We start from the raw sequence: 19,791 nt of genomic DNA, 5'->3' as shown, positions 1-19,791 counted from the left end.
CGGTACTCTCCTTTACATCTTAACTTGACTAAAAACTCCTCTTCTATCCCAATATGTGATTGACCATAGAAAAGGAGTCTCCTTAATTATTTAGCTGCTTTTTTAATGGTATCATTTGCTTTTTGAGTAAAGTCTTTCAAAGCATCTGCTGGTTTTTCGTCACCATTGGATACAGATTGAACCATTGGGAACCATAAGGTTCTCATTTCAGAAAATCCATCGATAGTGTTGTAATATGGTGAATAATATTGAGTCCATTTTGAAATCTTCATCATACGTTTATCACCTTTATAAAGATCTCCAAATGATGTTCTAACTGGGAAAGCACCTGTACGTATAACATCTTTTGGTCCCCATTTTTTATCGTCAGCAATAAAAGTGATAAATTTCTTAGAGGCTTTTACTTTGTTTTCATCTTTATTATTAAAGACCGCAAAACCATTAACAAGGTATTCTAAATCTGGTTTTCCATCTTCTGATGGGAATGGCACTTCAAGGTAATCCACTTTACTTGACTCTAATAATTTTGCTTGAGTTTTGGGTTGAGCTGGAGCCCATAGGATAGTGAAAGCAGTTTGTCCATTGGCAAAGTTTTGAATGTCAGCTGAGCCATCATACTGAGACCCATTCATCAAGTAGCCTTTCTTAATCCATTCAACTATTTTTTTCATTGATTTTACAGAATTTTTAGTGTCAGTGGTATATTTTGTTACTTCTTTATCTGTTATTGGAGCACTATAAAGATTAGCAAAAAATGCACGTGGTCCTTGATCTCCTCCTTGCCCGTTTGCAAAGAATGAACCTGGTGTATAGCCTTTATTTTTTAGTGCTTTTAGTACTTTTTCAAAATCACTAGTAGTCCAACCTTCTTTTACGAGTTTCAAAACTCCTGCATCTTTAAGCATTTTTTTATTGAACGCCATATAAAATGGGGCAGAACTTATTGGATACATGTAGGCTTTATCGCCAGACTTAGAAGCTTGAATGATATTCTTATTATTGACATCCTTAATAAATTGGTCTGTAAATAAATCATTCAAATCTGCTAATTTACCATTTTTACCATATTGAATAATTCGCCCTGGTGCATCAAAAAGCACATCAGGTGCTGTCCCTGCTTCAATCGCTGTAGTGATTTTTTCAGGTCCAGATGTGAAATCAATTGTCTCTAGTTTTACTTTTATATTAGGATTTTTCTTTTCAAAAGCCTTGATGACTTTTTTCTCATAAGTACCTACTCCATCCTTAGCCTTTTCTTGAGTAAAGGTTGGAAAAGCCCACCACGTAATTTCGACTTTATCCTTCTCGGCAGCCATAACAGATTGACTACTGTCTACACAAGCAAACATTGATAATGCTGCAGCTCCGAGGCAAAAACCAATCACACTTTTTTTGATACTCATAACTATTCCCCTTTTTTATTTTGATTTTGATTTTTGAGTAACACTTTTAACTAAGTCCTGAGATGAAACGCTCCGCTATTTCTTTTGGTCTAGTGATAGCACCACCAACTACAATTCCTGCAACACCTATATGATTAATTTCATTAGCCTGCTTAGGAGTATGAATTTTACCTTCCGCAATCACATCTATACCGGCTTGACAGAGCTTATTAAGGAGTTCTATATCCGGTCCTTCTTCTTGGCGGCTGTAATCTGTGTATCCAGATAGAGTTGTACCCACAAAATCAACTCCTGCTTCAAAAGCATTTTTGCCTTCTTCAAAAGTACTTATATCAGCCATTAACAACTGTTCAGGATATTTCCTTTTTATCTTTTGAATAAACTCAACTACACTCAAACCATCATGACGCTCTCTAAGTGTACAATCTAAGGCTATTACTGCAATATCTAAACTAGCTAATTGATCCACCTCTGTCATCGTAGCAGTGATAAATGGTTCTTGTGGAGGATATTCACGTTTAATAATGCCGATGATAGGTAAATTAGTAACCTCTTGAATTTCCTTAATGTCGCGGACACTATTGGCTCTTATACCAACCGCTCCTGCTTCTTGAGCTGCCAAAGCTAAAAGAGGCATAACACCTCCACTTTCAGTATAAAGAGGCTCCCCGGGCAAAGCTTGACATGACACAATAATGCCATTTTTTATTTGCTTTTTAAAAGCTTCTTTACTTAGATGTGGCATATTCTCACTTCCTTATCTTTTTTAATTTTAGATATCTACAAACCTTATTATATCTATTTTTAAAGCGTTTTCAATAATCTTTACGGACTTAGATTTTAGTTTTAACGTTTTGATTTAGTCACGGTTAACGTGAAAGTAGTTTCAGACTTATAGCTTAATCTCCTCAATTTAATAAAAATTATATAAGAACCTTGAAAGTCTATTCAAGGCATATAAAAAAGAAGCCAAATAGCTTCCTTTTTTATATTATTTGTTAAATGATACGTGAACGTGGTCATAGTGGTTGGCAGTAACGCCACCACGATCTGGCATTGCATTCCAAGTATTAGCAGGTCCATAAATACTGTTTGTATTTGAGTAAAACTTTTGTTGCCAGATAACATATGAAATGTTATTTGCTGCCATATTTTGTGTAGAGTACTGTGCAACTTTATTACCAAGTGCTTGATTAGTACCTACAATAAAGTCAACTGCTAAACCTTTACCATGATCACCTGGATCTCCCGCACGGTATGTACTGAATTCATTAACTCCATAAGTTGACGCTACTTTTTCTTTATAAGCTGCAACATGAGGTTGGAGCCCTGCATTTTCAGGATGTGCAGCTACTGCATTTGTTGTTGAAGCTGGTTGTGCTACCGGTGTTGCTGTTGGAGCTTTTTGTGCTACCGGAACGCTCTTAACTTCAGTCGCTTGTAACTTACTGTCTGTAGCTGGTGAAGTCGTAGTCACAGGAACTGCTGGAGCTGATACATGCTCTGGTGATGCACCAGTTTCTACTTTAGGAGTGACTACTTTAACACTTGCCACTCTAGGGGCTGCTACAGTTCTTACCGGTGCTACTTTAGCTACTGGAGCTGGTGTTTCAGCGGCAACAGAAGCTGGTGATACTGTTGTTGACTGACTGACTGACGTCTGAGTTGGTTTAACTTCCTCTTTAGCTGCTGGAACTTCTGAAGTAATCGACTTCACAGGAGCTGGTGATACCTGTTCATTAGCTGCTGCTTGACTAACAGCTTGCTCTTGTGCTAATACTTCTTTTGATTTCAAAGCTGGCGCAGAAGAATATGTCTTCATTGGCGAAACAATCGTTGTTGCTGCTTCTGGTGTCATACCTTCCGAAATTGTATTGAGAGAAACTTTTTGGTCTGCAACAGAAACTTGATTGGTTTTCAAATCCACAGTAGCTGTTGTTTGACCAGCAGCATTTGTTGCTGGTGTTTCTATTTTCATTGAAGTGGCAGTATGACTCTTCTGATCGTAAGTTACTGTCAGTGTTGTCTCAGGATAAATAAGATTGATATCTGCAATGTTATTTATTTTTGCTAAGACATTCATATCAATTGACATTGCTTCTGAAATAACGCTTAGTGTATCACCATATTTCACAGTATATGATGATTTATTGTCTTGCTTTACCAAATCAGCCTTTACCTCTGAAACAGTACGTGCTGTCCACGTCGTATCTGTTTCTTGTGCTTGAACACTTGCGACTGATAATAGCGAAGCTGCCATTGTCGATGTCAATAGTACCTTTTTATTCATTTTCATTGCTTCAATTCCTATTTCCTTTTTATTAGTCCGAGACTATAATATCACACTTTACTGGACTATAAAATTATTTTCAGACGGTTTAAAGAAATTGTACTTAGTTAGTAACACAACTGTCATTTAAAACAATGAATCAATACCTCAAACTATTTGTAAAGCAGTTCTTGACTGTTGTCAACGCGAAGCCAAACTGAACTACCATTAGCAAAGCGTGTCTTAGCCCAAGTTAAACCAGCTGTTCCTTGGATGGGTTTTTCTACAGTCTTAAGAGTTTTAGGATTAAAGATAAAGTAACCACCTTTTTGAAGAACCTGATCAGCTGTCAAATTACCATTAGCATCAACCTCATCAATTTCTGATGCTGGTATACCATTATCGTTCCAATCAAACCCAGTCGGCGTTAGGGTGTTATTTTTGACTAACCAAACACCATTAACCTTTTGTAATTCATCTACTCGATACACTTTTAATTTACTAGATTGATTCTGTACAGGAGCTGATTGTAATGGCTTAATGCTTGGAGCTGATGCTTGCGTTTTTCCACTAAAGGTCGCAACATTAGCAATTAGTGACGTTGGATTGATACGTCCATGGAAACCATTTTGAAAATTAGGGTTAGCTGGTAAAAATTCAAAATGAAGGTGAGGTCCCGTCGCCATACCAGTTGCTCCTACGTAACCGATGATATCTCCTTGTTTGACTTTTTCCCCAGTCCTAGCCACCACACGTGACATATGAGCGTAACCACTATGCATTCCATCCGCATGTTGAATCATGACACAATTTCCTGCTAAGTCTGTCATCCAAGAAAAGTTGGCTCCAGCTCCTGCAAATTTCACAGTACCATCTGCCACTGCCCTAATAATCGTTCCAGTCGGAACAGCATAATCCACCCCACAATGTCCAGGATAACCATTGAAACCTGTTGTAATTCTACCATTATCAATTGGACGGACATAAGTATCCGCTAAAACTCGGGAACCCGCAGATAAAACCATACCACCTAAAACAACTAAGGAACTTGCCTTAACTAACCATTTATTCAAGAAAAACCTCCAAATAGAATTAATATAATGAAGTGCTCAAACACTTGCAATTAACTTATTCGAAAATTTAAATCAAAATATCAAAAAAAGTACTCACCTTGATGAGTACTTAGGAGGTTTAATAAAAAGAAAAGTTTTTAGGATATACGTAGTATACCTGAGTTAACTTAAGAAAACCTAAACTACTATTTTTTAATGTCTAAAATGTCTCACGCCTGTGAAGATCATGGTCAAGCCATGTTTGTTTGCGGCGTCAATAGATTCTTGGTCACGAACTGAACCACCTGGTTGGATGATTGCTTTGATCCCTGCGGCAGCGATTTCTTCAATGTTGTCCGCAAATGGGAAGAAGGCATCTGATGCTAGAACGGCACCGTCAAGGTGGTCCTTAGCCTGCTCGATAGCAATCTTGACTGAGCCGACACGGTTGGTTTGACCTGCACCGAGTCCAAGCGTCATGTGATCGTTAGTAATAATAATCCCGTTAGACTTAACATACTTGATAGCCTTCCAGGCAAACTCAAGGGCAGTCGCCTCTTGTTCTGTTGGCTGGCGGTCTGTCACCACTTGCCAGTCAGATGGATTTTCAGCCACAACGTCTTGGTTTTGCACCAAAAGTCCACCAACTACGCCAGTGTACTCAGCTTCCACTTCGCTGGCAGCTTGGGCATCAAACGGCAACTCAAGGATACGCAAGTTTTTCTTTTTATTTGTGAGAATAGCTAGCGCTTCTTCTGAGTATGATGGTGCGATGATGATTTCCAAGAAGATAGGGTGCATCTTCTCAGCTGTCGCTGCGTCAACTTCACGGTTAAGGACAACAATTCCACCAAAGATTGAAACTGGATCAGCTTCATAAGCGTAATCCCAAGCTGTCTCAATATCATCAGCCTGTCCGATACCACATGGGTTCATGTGTTTGAGGGCAACAACCGTTGGACTGTCTTTGAAATCGCGGATAATACGGATTGCTGCATCAGCATCACGGATATTATTGAAGGACAATTCTTTTCCATTGAGCTGTTTAGCTGAAGCGATTGAGTAGTCTGTTGGTAAGGCTTTTTGGTAGAAATCAGCGTCTTGCTGTGGATTTTCTCCGTAACGCATAGCCTGTTTAAGGTCATAAGTGATGGTCAATTTTTCAGGCTTAGCCTCTCCCACTTGAGCTGTGAAGTACTCAGCAATCAAAGCGTCGTAGGCTGCCGTATGACGGAAGGCCTTAGCTGCCAAGCGTTGACGAGTTTTAAATGTCGTCTGACTAGCGTCAGCCAATTCTCCCAAAACAGTGGCATAGTCAGCTGAATCAACCACAACGGTTACGCTAGCGTGGTTTTTAGCAGCTGAGCGAAGCATTGATGGACCGCCGATGTCGATATTTTCCACCGCCAAATCGTAGGTCACGTCTGGGCGAAGGATGGTCTCCTTGAAGGGATAGAGGTTGACAACCACGAGGTCAATCAACTCAATATTGTTGTCCTTAGCAGCCTGAAGGTGGCTGTCAGCGTCGCGACGAGCCAGAAGCCCACCGTGAATGTTTGGGTGGAGGGTCTTAACACGACCGTCCATCATTTCTGGGAATCCAGTCACATCGTCGATGGCAATGGTCTCAACACCAGCATCATCAAGGGCAACCTTAGTCCCACCAGTTGAGATAATATCCCAACCCAAGTTTTTCAATTCTTTTGCAAAGTCAATAATTCCTGATTTGTCAGAAACTGAGATTAAAGCACGTTTAGTCATGAGTTCTCCTTTTCTTACTTCAATCTATTTCATAGGCTATGTATTCATGAGAAAATTCATAACCGAGTTTTTCAGATAAATTCAATGAAGTCCTTGTATGAGCATCCCAGCTAGGATAAATTCCCTTATCTAAACAAGTTAGTATTAACTGAGCTGCAACTATTGTTGCTAAACCACGCCGACGAAAATCTGGATGCGTATCTACTTCTATCTCAATCCCATTTTTATAGGTTGAATAAGATGAAGCTCCTGCAATGATATTCCCCTGATAATATACAACATAACCTATACCTTGTTTTTTATAGTACTGATAAGTAGCGTAATTTGCTACTAAATCCTGTGACCATTCCTTTTCTAAGCAAGAGTTGTAAACTTTCTCATCAATAGCACGTAATTCAAAACCATTTGGCAACTGAGTAACAAACTTCTCTAACCTACTTCGCTCAAACAAAGTATCTTTTTTCGTCGCATAACGCTTAAAAGAATGAGCATTCTGACCATAAGTTGATTCAATCAAATCTGACCATCCTTTATGCTGAGGAACAAGGATAATATCCTCCCCAGAGCAAACTTCTAGTAGAAATAAAGTAGGCTGACCTGCTAGAAAACCAAAAGATGATTTCCTTCCCAATTTTGCCAAAGAAGATTTTGGTTGGTCTAAACTATCTACAAAAACTTCTCCCATAATACCTTGGACACACGACCAGATTATGGTCTCGTCCCAATCACCAAAAATAGACTCTACTATCTCTAAATTTTTCACTAGTTTCATTAGCTTATTATAACAAATTTTACTATTTTCTCTTTATGCCCAAGCTATCTAAGACAGCTGGGTAGAGTTGGTATTCGGTTTCGTGGATGCGGGTTTCAAAGCTTTCTAGACTATCATCTGCTAGGCGTGGCACGTGCACTTGTTGGATGACCTGACCGGTATCCACACCAGAGTCCACCCAATGGATGGTCACACCAGACTGGTCAACACCTGCCTCCCAAGCATCCTTGATACCGTGAGCACCTGGAAATTCAGGCAGATAGGTTGGGTGAATATTGATGATACGCCCTTCATAGGCTGAGAGCAAGGTTTCTCCGACAATCTTCATGTAGCCCGCCAGACAGACCAAGTCAATCTCGTGTTTGTCCAACAAATCAACGACGGCTTGCTCGTAAGCCGCCTTATTCTCAAACTCTTTGAGTTCAAAAGCGAAGCTTGGAATGGCTAAGTTCTGAGCACGCTCTAAAACATAGGCATCACGATGATCTGAAAAGACAAAACTAACTTGAAACTGCTCTGCTATGACCTGAAAGTTGGAACCATTACCAGAAGCAAAAACAGCGATTTTCATATTCGATACAAAGGGATGATTCGGCTTGCCGAAAAATTTCGTAGAAAAATAGGAAAACGAACAACGACGCTTGCGTCTAAGTCGTTTTATCTTTTTTCCTAGAAATTTAATCCCGTGTTCAGTTAGGCAAACTAACTAAACACTCCTTTCTTATAAAATTTAGTGACTTATTTAATCACCACACTATCGTCTGCTTTCTTGATGATACGACCGATTTCATAGACTGGTTCGTCCAAAAGTTCTTTGACACGGTCAACATTTTCAGGGTTAACATCCAGCATAAGACCGACACCCATGTTGAAGATTTCAAACATTTCTTCGTGCTTGATGTCACCATATTTTTCAAGCGCCTTGAAAATCGGAAGTACAGGCACCTTATCCTCATCGATTTCCGCAGCCAAATCATCCGCAAACATACGAGGAACATTCTCGATAAAACCACCACCCGTGATGTGGGCGATACCGTTAACTAGTTCTTCCTTGATCAATGGCAGAGCTGCTTTAACATAGATACGAGTTGGCTCAAGAAGGACATCCTTGAGTTGTTTGCCTTCAAGCTCTGGAAGCACCTCATCACCAGTGTAGTCAGCAAAGACACGACGTACCAATGAATAACCATTTGAATGGATACCACTTGAAGCAAGTCCAAGAAGAATATCCCCTTCTTTTACCTTTGAACCGTCGATGATTTGAGATTTTTCAGCCACACCAACAGCAAAGCCTGCAAGGTCATAATCATCTTCGCCATACATACCAGGCATCTCAGCCGTTTCACCACCGATAAGAGCTGCGCTAGCTTGAACACAACCTTCAGCAACACCAGCGACAACCTGTTCCAATTTGGCAGGTTCGTTTTTACCAGTCGCGACATAGTCAAGGAAGTAAAGGGGCTCAGCACCTGCTGCAATAATATCGTTGACACACATGGCAACACAGTCTTGACCGATTGTGTCGTGCTTGTCGTACTTGATAGCAAGCATGAGTTTAGTTCCGACACCGTCAGTCCCTGAAATCAAGACAGGTTCTTTAACACCTGTTTGTGACAGGTCAAACATACCACCAAAGCCACCGAGAGCTCCCATGACACCAGCACGTTCTGTGCGAGCAACGTGTTTCTTGATACGTTCGACAACTTCGTAGCCCGCTTCTACATCAACACCAGACTGGGCATAAGCATTTTTTTCAGACATGTTTTCTCCTTATATAATTAGCAGAGCTTATTTCACTTTTTGAATATAAAAACTTGTTTTTTCTTCTAAACTTCTGAGGTATTCTTCTTCATAATCATAAAGCGGTGTTGGATAATGTCCATCAAAGTAAGCTACGCATAAACCACCATTTGGTGCTTTTGTTTCGAGTCCAATTGATTTAATTAACCCATCGATTGATAGATAAGTTAGACTATCTGCGCCAATAATATCACACACTTCGTCAACAGCGTGATTTGCTGAAATTAATTCTCGTCTTGTTTGAATATCAATTCCATAAAAACAAGGATACTTTAATTCTGGACTAGCTATAGCAACATGTACTTCAGTAGCTCCTGCTTCTCTTAATAATCCTACAATCCTTCTAGAAGTCGTTCCTCTTACAATTGAGTCATCAATCATAACAACGCGCTTTCCTTTGACAACACCAGATACTGCTGATAATTTCATTCGAACACCTTGTTCCCTTAATTCTTGTGTCGGTTGAATAAAGGTTCGCTGCGTATACTGATTTTTTACAAGGCCCATCTCATTTGGTAATCCGGATTCTTCAGCAAAGCCCATAGCAGCCGATAAGGACGAATTTGGGACACCAATTACAATATCAGCATCCTGTTTAAATTCTTGTGCAAGACGCTTTCCCATATTTTTTCGAGCCGTATGAACATTAACACCATGTATAGTTGAATCCGGCCTTGCAAAATAGACATATTCCATCGAACAAATTGCCAGTTGCGTTTCATCAGTATAACGATCACATTGAATACCACTATCGTCTATAAGAATAACTTCACCAGGTTCAACATCTCTAACCCATTTTGCGCCTACCACCTCAAAAGCACAGGTCTCACTGGAAATAACCCAGGCACCATTTTGCATTTGTCCAATTGACAAAGGACGAAAGGCATTAGGGTCAAGAGCAGCAATTAATTTATCTTCTGTCATCAGTAGATAGGCGAAACCTCCCTTTACAGTGCTTAAAGCTTCTTTTACCTTCCCCATAAAACTTGGGTTATGGCTTCGACGAATCAAATGCATTAAAATTTCAGTATCTGAGGAGGCATTGAAAATTGCACCTTGCTTTTCTAATTCTTTCCTTGAGGAAATAGCATTTGTCAAATTACCATTATGACATAAAGCAAATTGCCCATCATGAAATTTATAAAGAAAAGGCTGAATATTGCGAATATCTGCAGAACCTGCAGTAGCATACCGAACATGTCCAATAGCCGCATTCCCAGTTAAATTATCTAATTCAGATTGATTCTTAAAAACTTCAGAAAGGAGCCCAACATTTCGATAACCATAGAGTTTCCCATTATCATTTGAAATAATACCAGCTCCTTCTTGACCGCGATGTTGAAGGCTATGAAGCCCAAAGTAAGTGACTTGAGCTGCCTGAGGATACCCCCAGATACCAAAGACTCCACATTCTTCATTTAGAGATTTTACTTCGTATGTCATTCTTTTTTCCTAATTCTTTTTGTATCTCTTCTTAAGTAGCTTTGATGATTTTCTCAATTTTGGATCTGTCGTCATCAATGCCAACATTAAAATAGAAAATCTATCAAGCTAGCCATTGAACCTTAGTCTCAATGACTCCCAAATACCAATACGGCGGAAAGATACGGTTAAGCTCGCTTCGTTCAAAAGATAGCGAATTTCTATCTAACCTCGCCTTCACTAATTCAAGGCGAGGGCTAAAGCTAGGACAAAAGTCCTAAGCCTCCATATTTTTTATAATCTAGTTCGCAAAACGTAGGGGTTGAGTGGGCTCTAATTCGCTGATAAATCAACTCTTACAGCCCCACTCAACTGTGCGGAGGGGGACGACAAAATCGAATTCCTTTGGAATTACCGATTTTTGTCCCACTCTCACTTCCCTGTAAAGTATTTTACAGCACTTTCAAAGAGTTTTTGGTCTTTGTTTCCAGGGATATTTTGGAAGAGTCCGTCTTCCCAGCGTTCTGAGTGCCCCATCTTACCGATGATTTGACCATTCTTGCTGGTAATCCCTTCGATGGCATTGACAGAGCCGTTTGGATTGTATTTAGAATCCATAGATGGTTGTCCGTCAAAGTCCACATATTGGCTCCAGATTTGACCATTGTCTCTTAGCTCTGCAAATTCAGAAGCGCTGACAACAAATTTACCTTCACCGTGTGAAACTGGAATGACATGAATATCGCCGACCTCAACTCCTGCCAACCAAGGTGAATTGGTATTTGCGATACGAGTCTCAACCATCTTTGCAACGTGCTGGTTAGCATCGTTATAGAAGAGGGTTGGACTTGTCTCACCAGCTTCCTCGAAGTTTCCGTATGGAAGAAGACCTGATTTAACAAGGGCTTGGAAACCATTACAGATACCGATGATAAGGCCACCTTTTTCGATGAAGCTGTCAATAGCTGCGCGAACCTTCTCGTTAAGCAAGATATTGACGATAAACTTAGCAGAGCCATCTGGTTCATCCGCTGCTGAGAAACCTCCAGCAAAGAAGATGATATTTGCCTTAGCAATATTAGCAACCATCGTATCAACTGACTCAGCAATAGCAGCCTCATTCAAGGTTACAAATGGCACCAAGTTGACGCTAGCTCCAACCTGTTCAAAGGCCTTAGCTGAATCGTACTCTGAGTTAGTACCAGGAAAGACTGGGATGTAAACTACTGGTTTTTCAATAATTTCCTTAGCCTTGATAACAACATCTGATACCACAGCAGGAACTTCCTCAATAGCATCTACCTGTTCAAACTCTGTTGGGTAAACTTCTTCTAATTTACCTTCGAAGGCTGATAGAAGGCTTGCACCAGCTAGGTCATTTCCATTGACAGTGACTGTAAAGTCTGCCTGAGTTTGACCGATCTTCACAACGTCAGCAATTTCCTCAACTGATGTAAAGACAAAGCCTCCGAGTTGAGCTGTCAAGCTGCTGTCAAGCTCTGCAATTTCAACAGAAGCACCGATACGGTTACCAAAAGTCATGAGAGCAAGACTTTCTAGGACACCACCGTATTTAACGGCTGAGGCAGCGGTAATCTTATGTTGAGCTTGAATAGCCTCAAACTGGCTAAAGTTAGCCTTGATAAGGTCAAAATCAATATCTTCTGAAATAGCTTGACCTGGAATGTAGTAGATATTCTCACCAGCCGCTTTAAACTCAGGAGAGAGAACCTTGCGGCTGTCCGCTGTTGTCACACCGAAAGCTACCAAGGTTGGTGGTACTGTCAATTCTTCGAAAGTACCAGACATAGAGTCCTTACCGCCGATTGATGGCAAACCAAATTGAATCTGAGCCTCAATAGAACCAAGAAGAGCTGATACTGGCTGACCAAAACGCTCTGCCTGTTTATCCATACGCTCGAAATACTCTTGGTAAGAGAAACGTGCACGAGACCAGTCAGCACCCGTTGCTACCAAGCGAGCTGTCGCTTCAATAACAGCATAGGCAGCACCGTGATAAGGTGACCACTCTGCAATATAAGGATTGTAACCTTGAGCCATAACAGATGCTGTTGTTGTCACACCATATTGAACTGGCAATTTTTGAACAGAACTTTCTGTCGGTGTGATTTGGTAACGACCACCGATTGGGTGGTTAACGGTTGAACGACCAACAGATGAGTCAAAGATAGTTTGAAGACCTTTTTGACTAGCGTGATTGAGGTCAGACAAGACCTTAAGCATATCTGCTTCAAGTGTCTCTGCTGATGTTGTGCGCGCTTCTGGAACTGTTAAGTCCTTGTCAACGACTTTGGCATCAACTACGACACGAACACCGTTGGTATCAAGGAAACAGCGTTCCAAATCAACAATTGTTTCACCATTCCAAGTCATGACAAGATTTGGTTTTTCAGTAACTGTCGCAACAACAACTGCATCGATATTTTCCTTGTTACAGGCTGCGATGAAGGCATCCACATCACTTGGACCAACAACAACTGACATCCTTTCTTGAGATTCTGAGATAGCAATTTCAGTACCATTAAGACCTTGGTATTTAAGTGGCACCTTGTCCAAATCGATTTCAAGACCATCAGCTAATTCACCGATGGCAACACAGACACCACCTGCACCGAAGTCATTTGATTTCTTGATTAGGCGAGTGACATTACCATCACAGAAAAGGCGTTGAATCTTACGTTCTTCGATGGCATTCCCTTTTTGTACCTCTGCGCCAGCTGTTTCCACAGATTCAACCGTTTGAACCTTAGATGAACCTGTCGCACCGCCGACACCGTCACGACCTGTTTTACCACCGAGCAAGACAACCACATCGCCTGCCTCTGGTTTTTCACGAACCACATTTTCCTTAGGTGCAGCACCAACCACAGCTCCAAGCTCCATGCGTTTAGCTACGAAGCCAGGGTGGAAGTACTCACGCACATAAGTTGTCGCAAGCCCAATTTGGTTACCATATGAAGAATAGCCGTGCGCCGCAGTCTTAGAAATAACCTGTTGTGGCAATTTACCAGCACGTGTTTCCGCAATCGGAGTCGTGATATCTCCTGCGCCTGAAATACGCATAGCCTGATAAACGTATGAACGTCCTGACAATGGGTCACGAATGGCACCACCGATACAAGTCGCCGCTCCACCAAATGGCTCAATTTCTGTTGGGTGGTTGTGAGTCTCGTTCTTAAACATGAGGAGCCAAGGCTCTTTCACACCATCAACATCTACTTCAATTTCAACTGAGCAGGCATTGATTTCATCTGAGACTTCCATATCGTCCAGACGACCATTGGCACGCTCATAACGACCAAAGATAGTCGCCATATCCATAAGTGTCTGCGGCTTTTCAGAACGACCAAGCTCATCACGCATGGCAATGTATTTGTCATAAGTCGCCTGCAATTGTTTTTGGAATTTAGAGGCCGAAAAATCAATGTTTTTCAATTCAGTTTCAAAGGTTGTGTGACGGCAGTGGTCTGACCAATACGTATCCAAAACTTTCAACTCAGTCTCAGTTGGCACACGCCCGATTGATTTGAAATAATCTTGGATGAAGAGAAGGTCATCGACCTCCATAGCCAATCCCTGCTCTGCCTTATAGGCTGCAAAATCGTCAGCCTGATAAGTTTCGAAGAAATCAAGATTAGAGATTGTCTTATCAGACACAGAGAAAGCCTGCACTTCAAGTGGCAAGGTAATATCCTTGAAACGTGAATCAACGGGATTCAAAAGATAGTTCTTAACGGCTTCAAGCTCTGCTTCTGCAATATCCTTATTGACCAAGTAAAGCTGAGCTGTATTGACCTTGACCTGACTGTCACTTCCAAGCAATAGCAAAGCTTCTTGCGAACTAGCAGCACGTTGGTCAAATTGACCAGGAAGCGCCTCAATGGCAAAGAAGGCAACCTTATCAAGCTCCGCAGTGATTTCAGCTTCTGTCAAAAGACGGTCTGTCACCTGCTCAGAGAAAATATGCTTCTCAGCACGCGCCAGCAAATCCTCAGCCAAATTGAAGACATCATAGACCTGCACGATACGCAAATCCTTCAAAGAAGCCAGTTGTAGATTATGCGTCAACTCTTTCACAAGACTAGCCGATTTAATGCCAAAGTCAGCCTTTTTCTCAACAAAAATACGTTTATTCATATAAGATACCAAGTCCGACAAGGGAGCGACTCGAAAATAGGAGGACGTCTGAAATTGAGATTTCAGTAAGCCCAATCTTTTTTCTGAGTTTCCCGAACGGATTCAATTCCTTCCTCTTCTAATTACAATGCTATCAACTTCTCAAGTACAACTTGATAGACATCGGTCAAGCTACCAAGATCCCTACGAAAAACATCCTTGTCCATATGATTACCATCAGCATCCCAGAGACGGCAGTTGTCAGGTGAGAACTCATCAGCCAAGATGATTTTGCCATCCTTGTCAAATCCGAACTCCAACTTGAAGTCAATCAAGTTAAGCCCAATCTGAGCAAACCAATCTTTCAAGAGTTCATTAATATGGCGAGTCTCTCCTTTCAGATAAGCAATCTCCTCATCATTAACAATACCCAAAAACTTCACATGCTCATCATTGATAAAAGGATCATTCAGATTATCATTTTTGTAGTAAAATTCCACGATTGGCGTTTCAAGAACGTGTCCTTCTTCCACTCCAAAACGTTTTGAAAATGAGCCTGCTGTCACATTCCGTAGCACCACCTCAAGTGGAATAATATCAACTTTTTTATTCAATTGTTCGTTTTTTGAAATTTGCTCAATATAATGTGTCACCACACCAGCCATATTTAATTTCTCAAAAATAAGAGATGAAATCTGATTATTTAGTGCTCCCTTGCCATCAATAGTCTCCTTACGAGCTCCATTCAACATAGTAGCTTGGTCTTTATAGACCGTTCTAATCACATTTTCATCTTTTGTACTATAAATATCTTTCGCTTTTCCTGTATAAATAAGCTGGTTAGTCACTTGATTATTCGCCTTTCTCTTATTTTAAGAGTTATTCTAACACACAACATTATCTAATACAACAAAAACTTTATTTAAAATCAAAAAAAAGAAGAAACGTTCGTATTTTCTTCCTTTTTATTATTACTTATGTTCAATGATATAATCTAATAGTTGTTGGACGCTTGACATGTGTTCGACAGCCTCATCTGGAATCTCTAGATGAAACACATCTTCCAAATTGATAATAAACTCTGTTAAAGCGATAGAGTCAATTGCTAAATCATCATGTAACGATGACTCTGGTGTGATATCTAACTGTGGGTCACCAAGTTGCTGCCTTAATAATTCCAGCATCTTTTCAAAAACTTCATCTCTTGACATGAGTTCACTCCTATTCATCTGTAAAGGCATCAACTAATTGATCAACTACTTGAGTTTCCAACATTGTACGAACTTGCTTCAAAGTAGAATAAACAGCTTTAGAATCACTTGATCCATGGCATTTTACTATTGGAGCTTTTAAACCAAAAAGAACCGCTCCACCCGCGCTTGAATAGTCCATACTATCTTTTAGCTGATATAGGCTATCTTTTAATAGAAGTGCTCCTAATTTAGCTTTCACGCCACCTGATTTAATTGAAGATTTTAGGCTTCCCATAATACTCATAGCTGTACCTTCCATTGTCTTTAGAACAGCATTTCCAGTAAAACCATCAGTGACAACAACATCTGCTACACTAGACATCAAATCACGTGCTTCAATATTTCCAATAAAATTAATAGAAGGCTCTGCTGCTAACAGTTCATAAGCTTCTTTATGAAGAGAATCGCCTTTTGTTTCTTCCGTTCCGTTATTTAAGAGACCTACACGAGGAACTTCAATACCACGGACATTTTTTGCATAAAACGACCCTAAAATAGCATATTGATGAAGATGAGAAGCTGTGTTTTCTGCATTAGCTCCTAAATCAAGCATATCAAAACCCACACCATCTAACGTAGGCATAGTTGACATTAAGCCTGGTCGATCAACACCTTTTATACGTCCTACTACAAACAAACCAGCAGCTAATAAAGCTCCTGTATTCCCTGCAGAAATAAAGGCCTGTGCAACACCATCTTTGACTGCCTTAGCTCCTAAGACCATCGAAGACTGTTTTTTACGACGAACAGCTTTAGCAGGCTCATCATCAGAATTAATTTTTTCTTCAGTATGAATAATACTAACTCGCTCCGTTACTGTTAAATATTTCTCAATTTTTTTCTGATCGCCATAGAGTTGTACTTCAATATCACTAAAATCTGAAATAGCTTGATTAACACCCTCTACAATAGCTTTGGGAGCGTAATCTCCACCCATAGCATCTATAGCAATTTTCTTCATGAATGAACTCCTCATAAAAACTTAGTGGCTATATTATAGCACGTTTCTTTATTTTTTTCACAAGAAGGCAATAATAGCTAATATCTAACAGATACTCTCACGCTTTCCAAAGAAAAGTATGCTAAACAACCTACTAATATCAAAGAACATAGTACTCCCCCTTCAAAACCAAAATCCCCACCATTCCAAAGAGCAAAGCTAGAATTTTCAGTAATTCTAAAAAGAGAAACAGGAGAATCCCCCCCACTAACCTTATTACCTAATACACATCCCATAGTAAAATTCCATGTAGTATGAACTCCTGTAACAAAAAGAATATTTTTGGTCATATTAAAAAGAATAGAAAAAATAATACCAAGTAAAAATAAATTAAAAAGTGCTATTGCTGTGATACCATAGTTTCTAAAGTGGATAAAAGAAAACAACATAGAATTACATAAAACACCTGCAAAACTACCTTTAAATTTGGTAACTGTTGTCATAACATATCCTCTAAATAAAATTTCCTCTGTCAAGCTTTGGATAAAGTATGCAAGAAATAAAAAGAAAAAAGGTCCAAAAGAAAAGGAATTGCTGGAAGAAATTTCCACAAAACCTGATAACCAGTGGCAAATATAAATAAAAAACATCAGTAAACTACCAGTAATAAATCCTGAGATCGTTGTTAAAACATTATTATCTTTAGTAAATCCCAAGGAAGTAAAATCCCTTTTTGGAAAATAGATTAAAAATAGTAAAATACTTGCCAAAATAGGAACAAATAGTAAAAGCGCAATGTATAAATTGAATTTATAATCATCAGGTAGCAATTTTACTACAAGGCGTCTACTTACAATGATGCCGATAACTTGAATTAGAACTGCACCAATAACTGGCACAAACCAGTTAGCAAAAAAGAGTTTATTGGTAATGTATAATGTTTTTTTCATCTCAAATATCCTAAAAATTAATTCCATATTAGTTTATCCTAATATTAAAAAAAAGAACATGACACTAATGTCATGTTCCTCTTTACAACTTAATCTGATTTCATAATACTTCCCCAACTAGACAAATCATCAATAAATTTTTTACTTTTAAGATGAATCCCTACATATTCATCGTAAATCATGTCCAAAAATTGACGAATTTTAAGTTTCATCTCAGGTTTCACAGAAATTGTTTGTAAATCATCAAATTGAATTGACTGAAAACGATTGATTAAGTACAGCATATTAGGATCTAGGTGGTTTCTTCTCTCGTCTTTATAATAATGGTTTGGACATAATAATCCAGAATATTTGTGTGAAAAATCAAAAGGTAATCCTACCCTATGACAAAAAACACAATCATGAAAATTTAAAGCAACACCGAACCTCTCTAGTAGTTGTACTTCAAAAATATTCGTTAGAATCTCATAATCTAAACCGTCCTCAATCAATTCTAACGTTTTCTTTAGGAAAATAAATAATTGAGCATCCGCTACATTATCACTAATAGCCACATCAGCCAAAGAAGTAATATAACTCGCATATGACAACTTAAACAAGTCTGAATTGGTTTCTTGAAATGCTAAAACTTCTTTATAATCATCAATATAAGAAAGACCATTATCATTAATTTTTAAAATAAAATGAGCAATAGTCAAAGGTTGGAGCACAGCATTGAATTTTGACTTTGAAGCATGCTTTACAAAAAACATCCTTTTCCCCTCAGTCTCCGTAAAGATTTTAACTAATTTATCATCTTCACGATAATTACGATTATACAAAACGAGACCGTATGTTTGACTAACCCTCATATGATTCCATAAAAACTTTCAATCTAGCCATTGCTGTTTCAATAACTTCCATACTAGCAGCATAAGAAAGACGTATATATCCTTCACCATATTTACCAAAAGCCACTCCTGGAATAATAGCTACAGCTTGTTGATAAGCAAAATCCTGACAAAACTTGAAAGAATCCTGTGGATAGCTATCAGGTATTTTAGCAAAGATATAAAAAGCGCCACTCGGTTTAATTATTTTGAAACCAAGTTTAGACATTTTATCAATGATATAATCTCTACGTTTAATATATCCTTGACGCATAGGTAACGTATCATTTTTACCCACAGATAAGGCTTCTACCCCAGCAAATTGCGAAATAGTACTAGCAGCTGTCACCATGTATTGATGACTTTTAATGATTTGAGCAATAAATGCTTCAGGAGCATACACCAATCCAACTCTCCAACCAGTCATAGCATGTGATTTTGATAAGCCATTAATTAAGATAGTTTGGTTAGGTAAATATTCTGCAATTGAAACATGCTGCTGACCAGTGTAAGTTAACTCAGAATAAACTTCATCACTAATAACAAAAATATCATATTTTTTAAGGACTTCAGCTAATGCAGCAATTTCTTGCCTTGAATAGGTAATACCTGTAGGGTTAGTAGGATAATTAAGTAAAACAGCCTTTAATTTTTCACCTTGTTGGATAATAGCCGTTTCTAACATTTCAGGAGTTAGTCTAAAGTCATTTTCTCTAGTATCAATTTCTACGATATCAGCTCCTACAAGGTTAACTATTGGCTCATATCCTGGATAAGCGGGGGCAGGTAATAGAACAACATCACCAGCTTCTAAAATAGCTATAAGAGATGCAGACAGAGCTTCTGTGGCACCTATCGTAACCAAGATCTCACAATCAGGATTATAAGTAAGATTATATTTATCCTTTGCAAAATCTGCAGCAGCTTGCCTTAGAGCTAATAAACCGCTCATACCAGTGTAATACGATTGATTCGCATCAATAGCTGATTTAGCTGCTTCTTTAACATGATCAGGAGTGGTAAAATCTGGTTCTCCAAGAGTTAATTTTACCATTCCAGGTATATCTGAAATAGATTGATCAAACTGACGAATTAAGGAGACCTCTATTCTATCTAAGTACTTATTAAATCGTTTCTCTAATGTCATCATAACCTCCTGATAA

General features: G+C 39.1%; 16 protein-coding genes. All 16 read right to left on the bottom strand.

Annotation, left to right across the window (positions count from 1 at the left end; genetic code table 11):
* Positions 1-86: 86 nt before the first annotated feature.
* Entirely contained in the window at positions 87-1,403 is a 1,317-nt protein-coding gene (locus EGX96_RS05305; protein WP_000023462.1) for an ABC transporter substrate-binding protein, read from the bottom strand.
* Between the two features lie 46 nt (positions 1,404-1,449).
* On the bottom strand, positions 1,450-2,148 hold the full coding sequence (locus tag EGX96_RS05300; protein WP_001120330.1) for an N-acetylmannosamine-6-phosphate 2-epimerase: 699 nt from the start codon (positions 2,146-2,148) through the stop codon (positions 1,450-1,452).
* A gap of 246 nt (positions 2,149-2,394) precedes the next feature.
* Entirely contained in the window at positions 2,395-3,699 is a 1,305-nt protein-coding gene (gene sip / locus EGX96_RS05295) for a surface immunogenic protein Sip (RefSeq protein ID WP_000783419.1), read from the bottom strand.
* 146 nt (positions 3,700-3,845) lie between these two features.
* Positions 3,846-4,745: a lytic exoenzyme target recognition domain-containing protein gene (locus EGX96_RS05290; RefSeq protein WP_001045908.1), complete on the bottom strand. Its 900-nt coding sequence runs from the start codon at positions 4,743-4,745 to the stop codon at positions 3,846-3,848.
* A gap of 192 nt (positions 4,746-4,937) precedes the next feature.
* Positions 4,938-6,485 carry a bifunctional phosphoribosylaminoimidazolecarboxamide formyltransferase/IMP cyclohydrolase gene (gene purH / locus EGX96_RS05285; protein ID WP_000166549.1) on the bottom strand — a complete coding sequence of 516 codons (1,548 nt, stop codon included), beginning with the start codon at positions 6,483-6,485 and terminating at the stop codon, positions 4,938-4,940.
* A 19-nt stretch (positions 6,486-6,504) separates the two neighbouring features.
* The gene (locus EGX96_RS05280) at positions 6,505-7,257 is read right to left on the bottom strand and encodes a GNAT family N-acetyltransferase (RefSeq protein WP_000780022.1); all 753 of its coding nucleotides are present in this window, start codon (positions 7,255-7,257) and stop codon (positions 6,505-6,507) included.
* 22 nt (positions 7,258-7,279) lie between these two features.
* Positions 7,280-7,828: a phosphoribosylglycinamide formyltransferase gene (gene purN / locus EGX96_RS05275; RefSeq protein WP_000686114.1), complete on the bottom strand. Its 549-nt coding sequence runs from the start codon at positions 7,826-7,828 to the stop codon at positions 7,280-7,282.
* Between the two features lie 167 nt (positions 7,829-7,995).
* Positions 7,996-9,018 carry a phosphoribosylformylglycinamidine cyclo-ligase gene (gene purM, locus EGX96_RS05270; protein ID WP_001291337.1) on the bottom strand — a complete coding sequence of 341 codons (1,023 nt, stop codon included), beginning with the start codon at positions 9,016-9,018 and terminating at the stop codon, positions 7,996-7,998.
* 27 nt (positions 9,019-9,045) lie between these two features.
* Positions 9,046-10,500 carry an amidophosphoribosyltransferase gene (gene purF, locus EGX96_RS05265; RefSeq protein ID WP_000220683.1) on the bottom strand — a complete coding sequence of 485 codons (1,455 nt, stop codon included), beginning with the start codon at positions 10,498-10,500 and terminating at the stop codon, positions 9,046-9,048.
* A 411-nt stretch (positions 10,501-10,911) separates the two neighbouring features.
* A complete protein-coding gene (locus tag EGX96_RS05260; RefSeq protein ID WP_001042253.1) occupies positions 10,912-14,637 on the bottom strand; it encodes a phosphoribosylformylglycinamidine synthase in 3,726 nt (1,241 codons plus the stop codon).
* Between the two features lie 122 nt (positions 14,638-14,759).
* Positions 14,760-15,464 (bottom strand): phosphoribosylaminoimidazolesuccinocarboxamide synthase, encoded by a 705-nt coding sequence (gene purC, locus EGX96_RS05255; RefSeq protein WP_000184494.1) that lies wholly within the window; start codon positions 15,462-15,464, stop codon positions 14,760-14,762.
* A 123-nt stretch (positions 15,465-15,587) separates the two neighbouring features.
* Complete coding sequence (locus EGX96_RS05250; RefSeq protein ID WP_000085641.1) at positions 15,588-15,827, bottom strand: phosphopantetheine-binding protein; 240 nt, start codon at positions 15,825-15,827, stop codon at positions 15,588-15,590.
* 10 nt (positions 15,828-15,837) lie between these two features.
* A complete protein-coding gene (gene plsX, locus EGX96_RS05245; protein ID WP_000716823.1) occupies positions 15,838-16,830 on the bottom strand; it encodes a phosphate acyltransferase PlsX in 993 nt (330 codons plus the stop codon).
* Positions 16,831-16,907: 77 nt separating this feature from the next.
* The gene (locus tag EGX96_RS05240; RefSeq protein ID WP_172581991.1) at positions 16,908-17,786 is read right to left on the bottom strand and encodes a CPBP family intramembrane glutamic endopeptidase; all 879 of its coding nucleotides are present in this window, start codon (positions 17,784-17,786) and stop codon (positions 16,908-16,910) included.
* A 62-nt stretch (positions 17,787-17,848) separates the two neighbouring features.
* Positions 17,849-18,610, bottom strand: coding sequence for a DNA repair protein RecO (recO, locus tag EGX96_RS05235; protein ID WP_001266275.1), 762 nt, complete (start codon positions 18,608-18,610; stop codon positions 17,849-17,851).
* Positions 18,600-19,775, bottom strand: a complete 1,176-nt coding sequence (locus EGX96_RS05230; protein WP_000171453.1) for a pyridoxal phosphate-dependent aminotransferase — start codon at positions 19,773-19,775, stop codon at positions 18,600-18,602. The genes recO and EGX96_RS05230 overlap by 11 nt, the downstream gene beginning before the upstream one ends.
* Positions 19,776-19,791: the final 16 nt, after the last annotated feature.

This window comes from Streptococcus sp. FDAARGOS_520, from assembly GCF_003812685.1.
Classification (GTDB): Bacteria; Bacillota; Bacilli; order Lactobacillales; family Streptococcaceae; genus Streptococcus; species Streptococcus agalactiae.
This window is presented reverse-complemented; position numbering and strand designations above follow the sequence as displayed.

Bases quoted from the DNA above. Each gene is read 5' to 3' on its own strand.
- EGX96_RS05305 (WP_000023462.1), bottom strand. From the start codon at position 1,403: ATGAGTATCAAAAAAAGTGTGATTGGTTTTTGCCTCGGAGCTGCAGCA.
- EGX96_RS05300 (WP_001120330.1), bottom strand. From the start codon at position 2,148: ATGCCACATCTAAGTAAAGAAGCTTTTAAAAAGCAAATAAAAAATGGC.
- sip (WP_000783419.1), bottom strand. From the start codon at position 3,699: ATGAAAATGAATAAAAAGGTACTATTGACATCGACAATGGCAGCTTCG.
- purH (WP_000166549.1), bottom strand. From the start codon at position 6,485: ATGACTAAACGTGCTTTAATCTCAGTTTCTGACAAATCAGGAATTATT.
- EGX96_RS05280 (WP_000780022.1), bottom strand. From the start codon at position 7,257: ATGAAACTAGTGAAAAATTTAGAGATAGTAGAGTCTATTTTTGGTGAT.
- purN (WP_000686114.1), bottom strand. From the start codon at position 7,828: ATGAAAATCGCTGTTTTTGCTTCTGGTAATGGTTCCAACTTTCAGGTC.
- purM (WP_001291337.1), bottom strand. From the start codon at position 9,018: ATGTCTGAAAAAAATGCTTATGCCCAGTCTGGTGTTGATGTAGAAGCG.
- purF (WP_000220683.1), bottom strand. From the start codon at position 10,500: ATGACATACGAAGTAAAATCTCTAAATGAAGAATGTGGAGTCTTTGGT.
- EGX96_RS05260 (WP_001042253.1), bottom strand. From the start codon at position 14,637: ATGAATAAACGTATTTTTGTTGAGAAAAAGGCTGACTTTGGCATTAAA.
- EGX96_RS05250 (WP_000085641.1), bottom strand. From the start codon at position 15,827: ATGTCAAGAGATGAAGTTTTTGAAAAGATGCTGGAATTATTAAGGCAG.
- plsX (WP_000716823.1), bottom strand. From the start codon at position 16,830: ATGAAGAAAATTGCTATAGATGCTATGGGTGGAGATTACGCTCCCAAA.
- EGX96_RS05240 (WP_172581991.1), bottom strand. From the start codon at position 17,786: ATGGAATTAATTTTTAGGATATTTGAGATGAAAAAAACATTATACATT.
- recO (WP_001266275.1), bottom strand. From the start codon at position 18,610: ATGAGGGTTAGTCAAACATACGGTCTCGTTTTGTATAATCGTAATTAT.
- EGX96_RS05230 (WP_000171453.1), bottom strand. From the start codon at position 19,775: ATGACATTAGAGAAACGATTTAATAAGTACTTAGATAGAATAGAGGTC.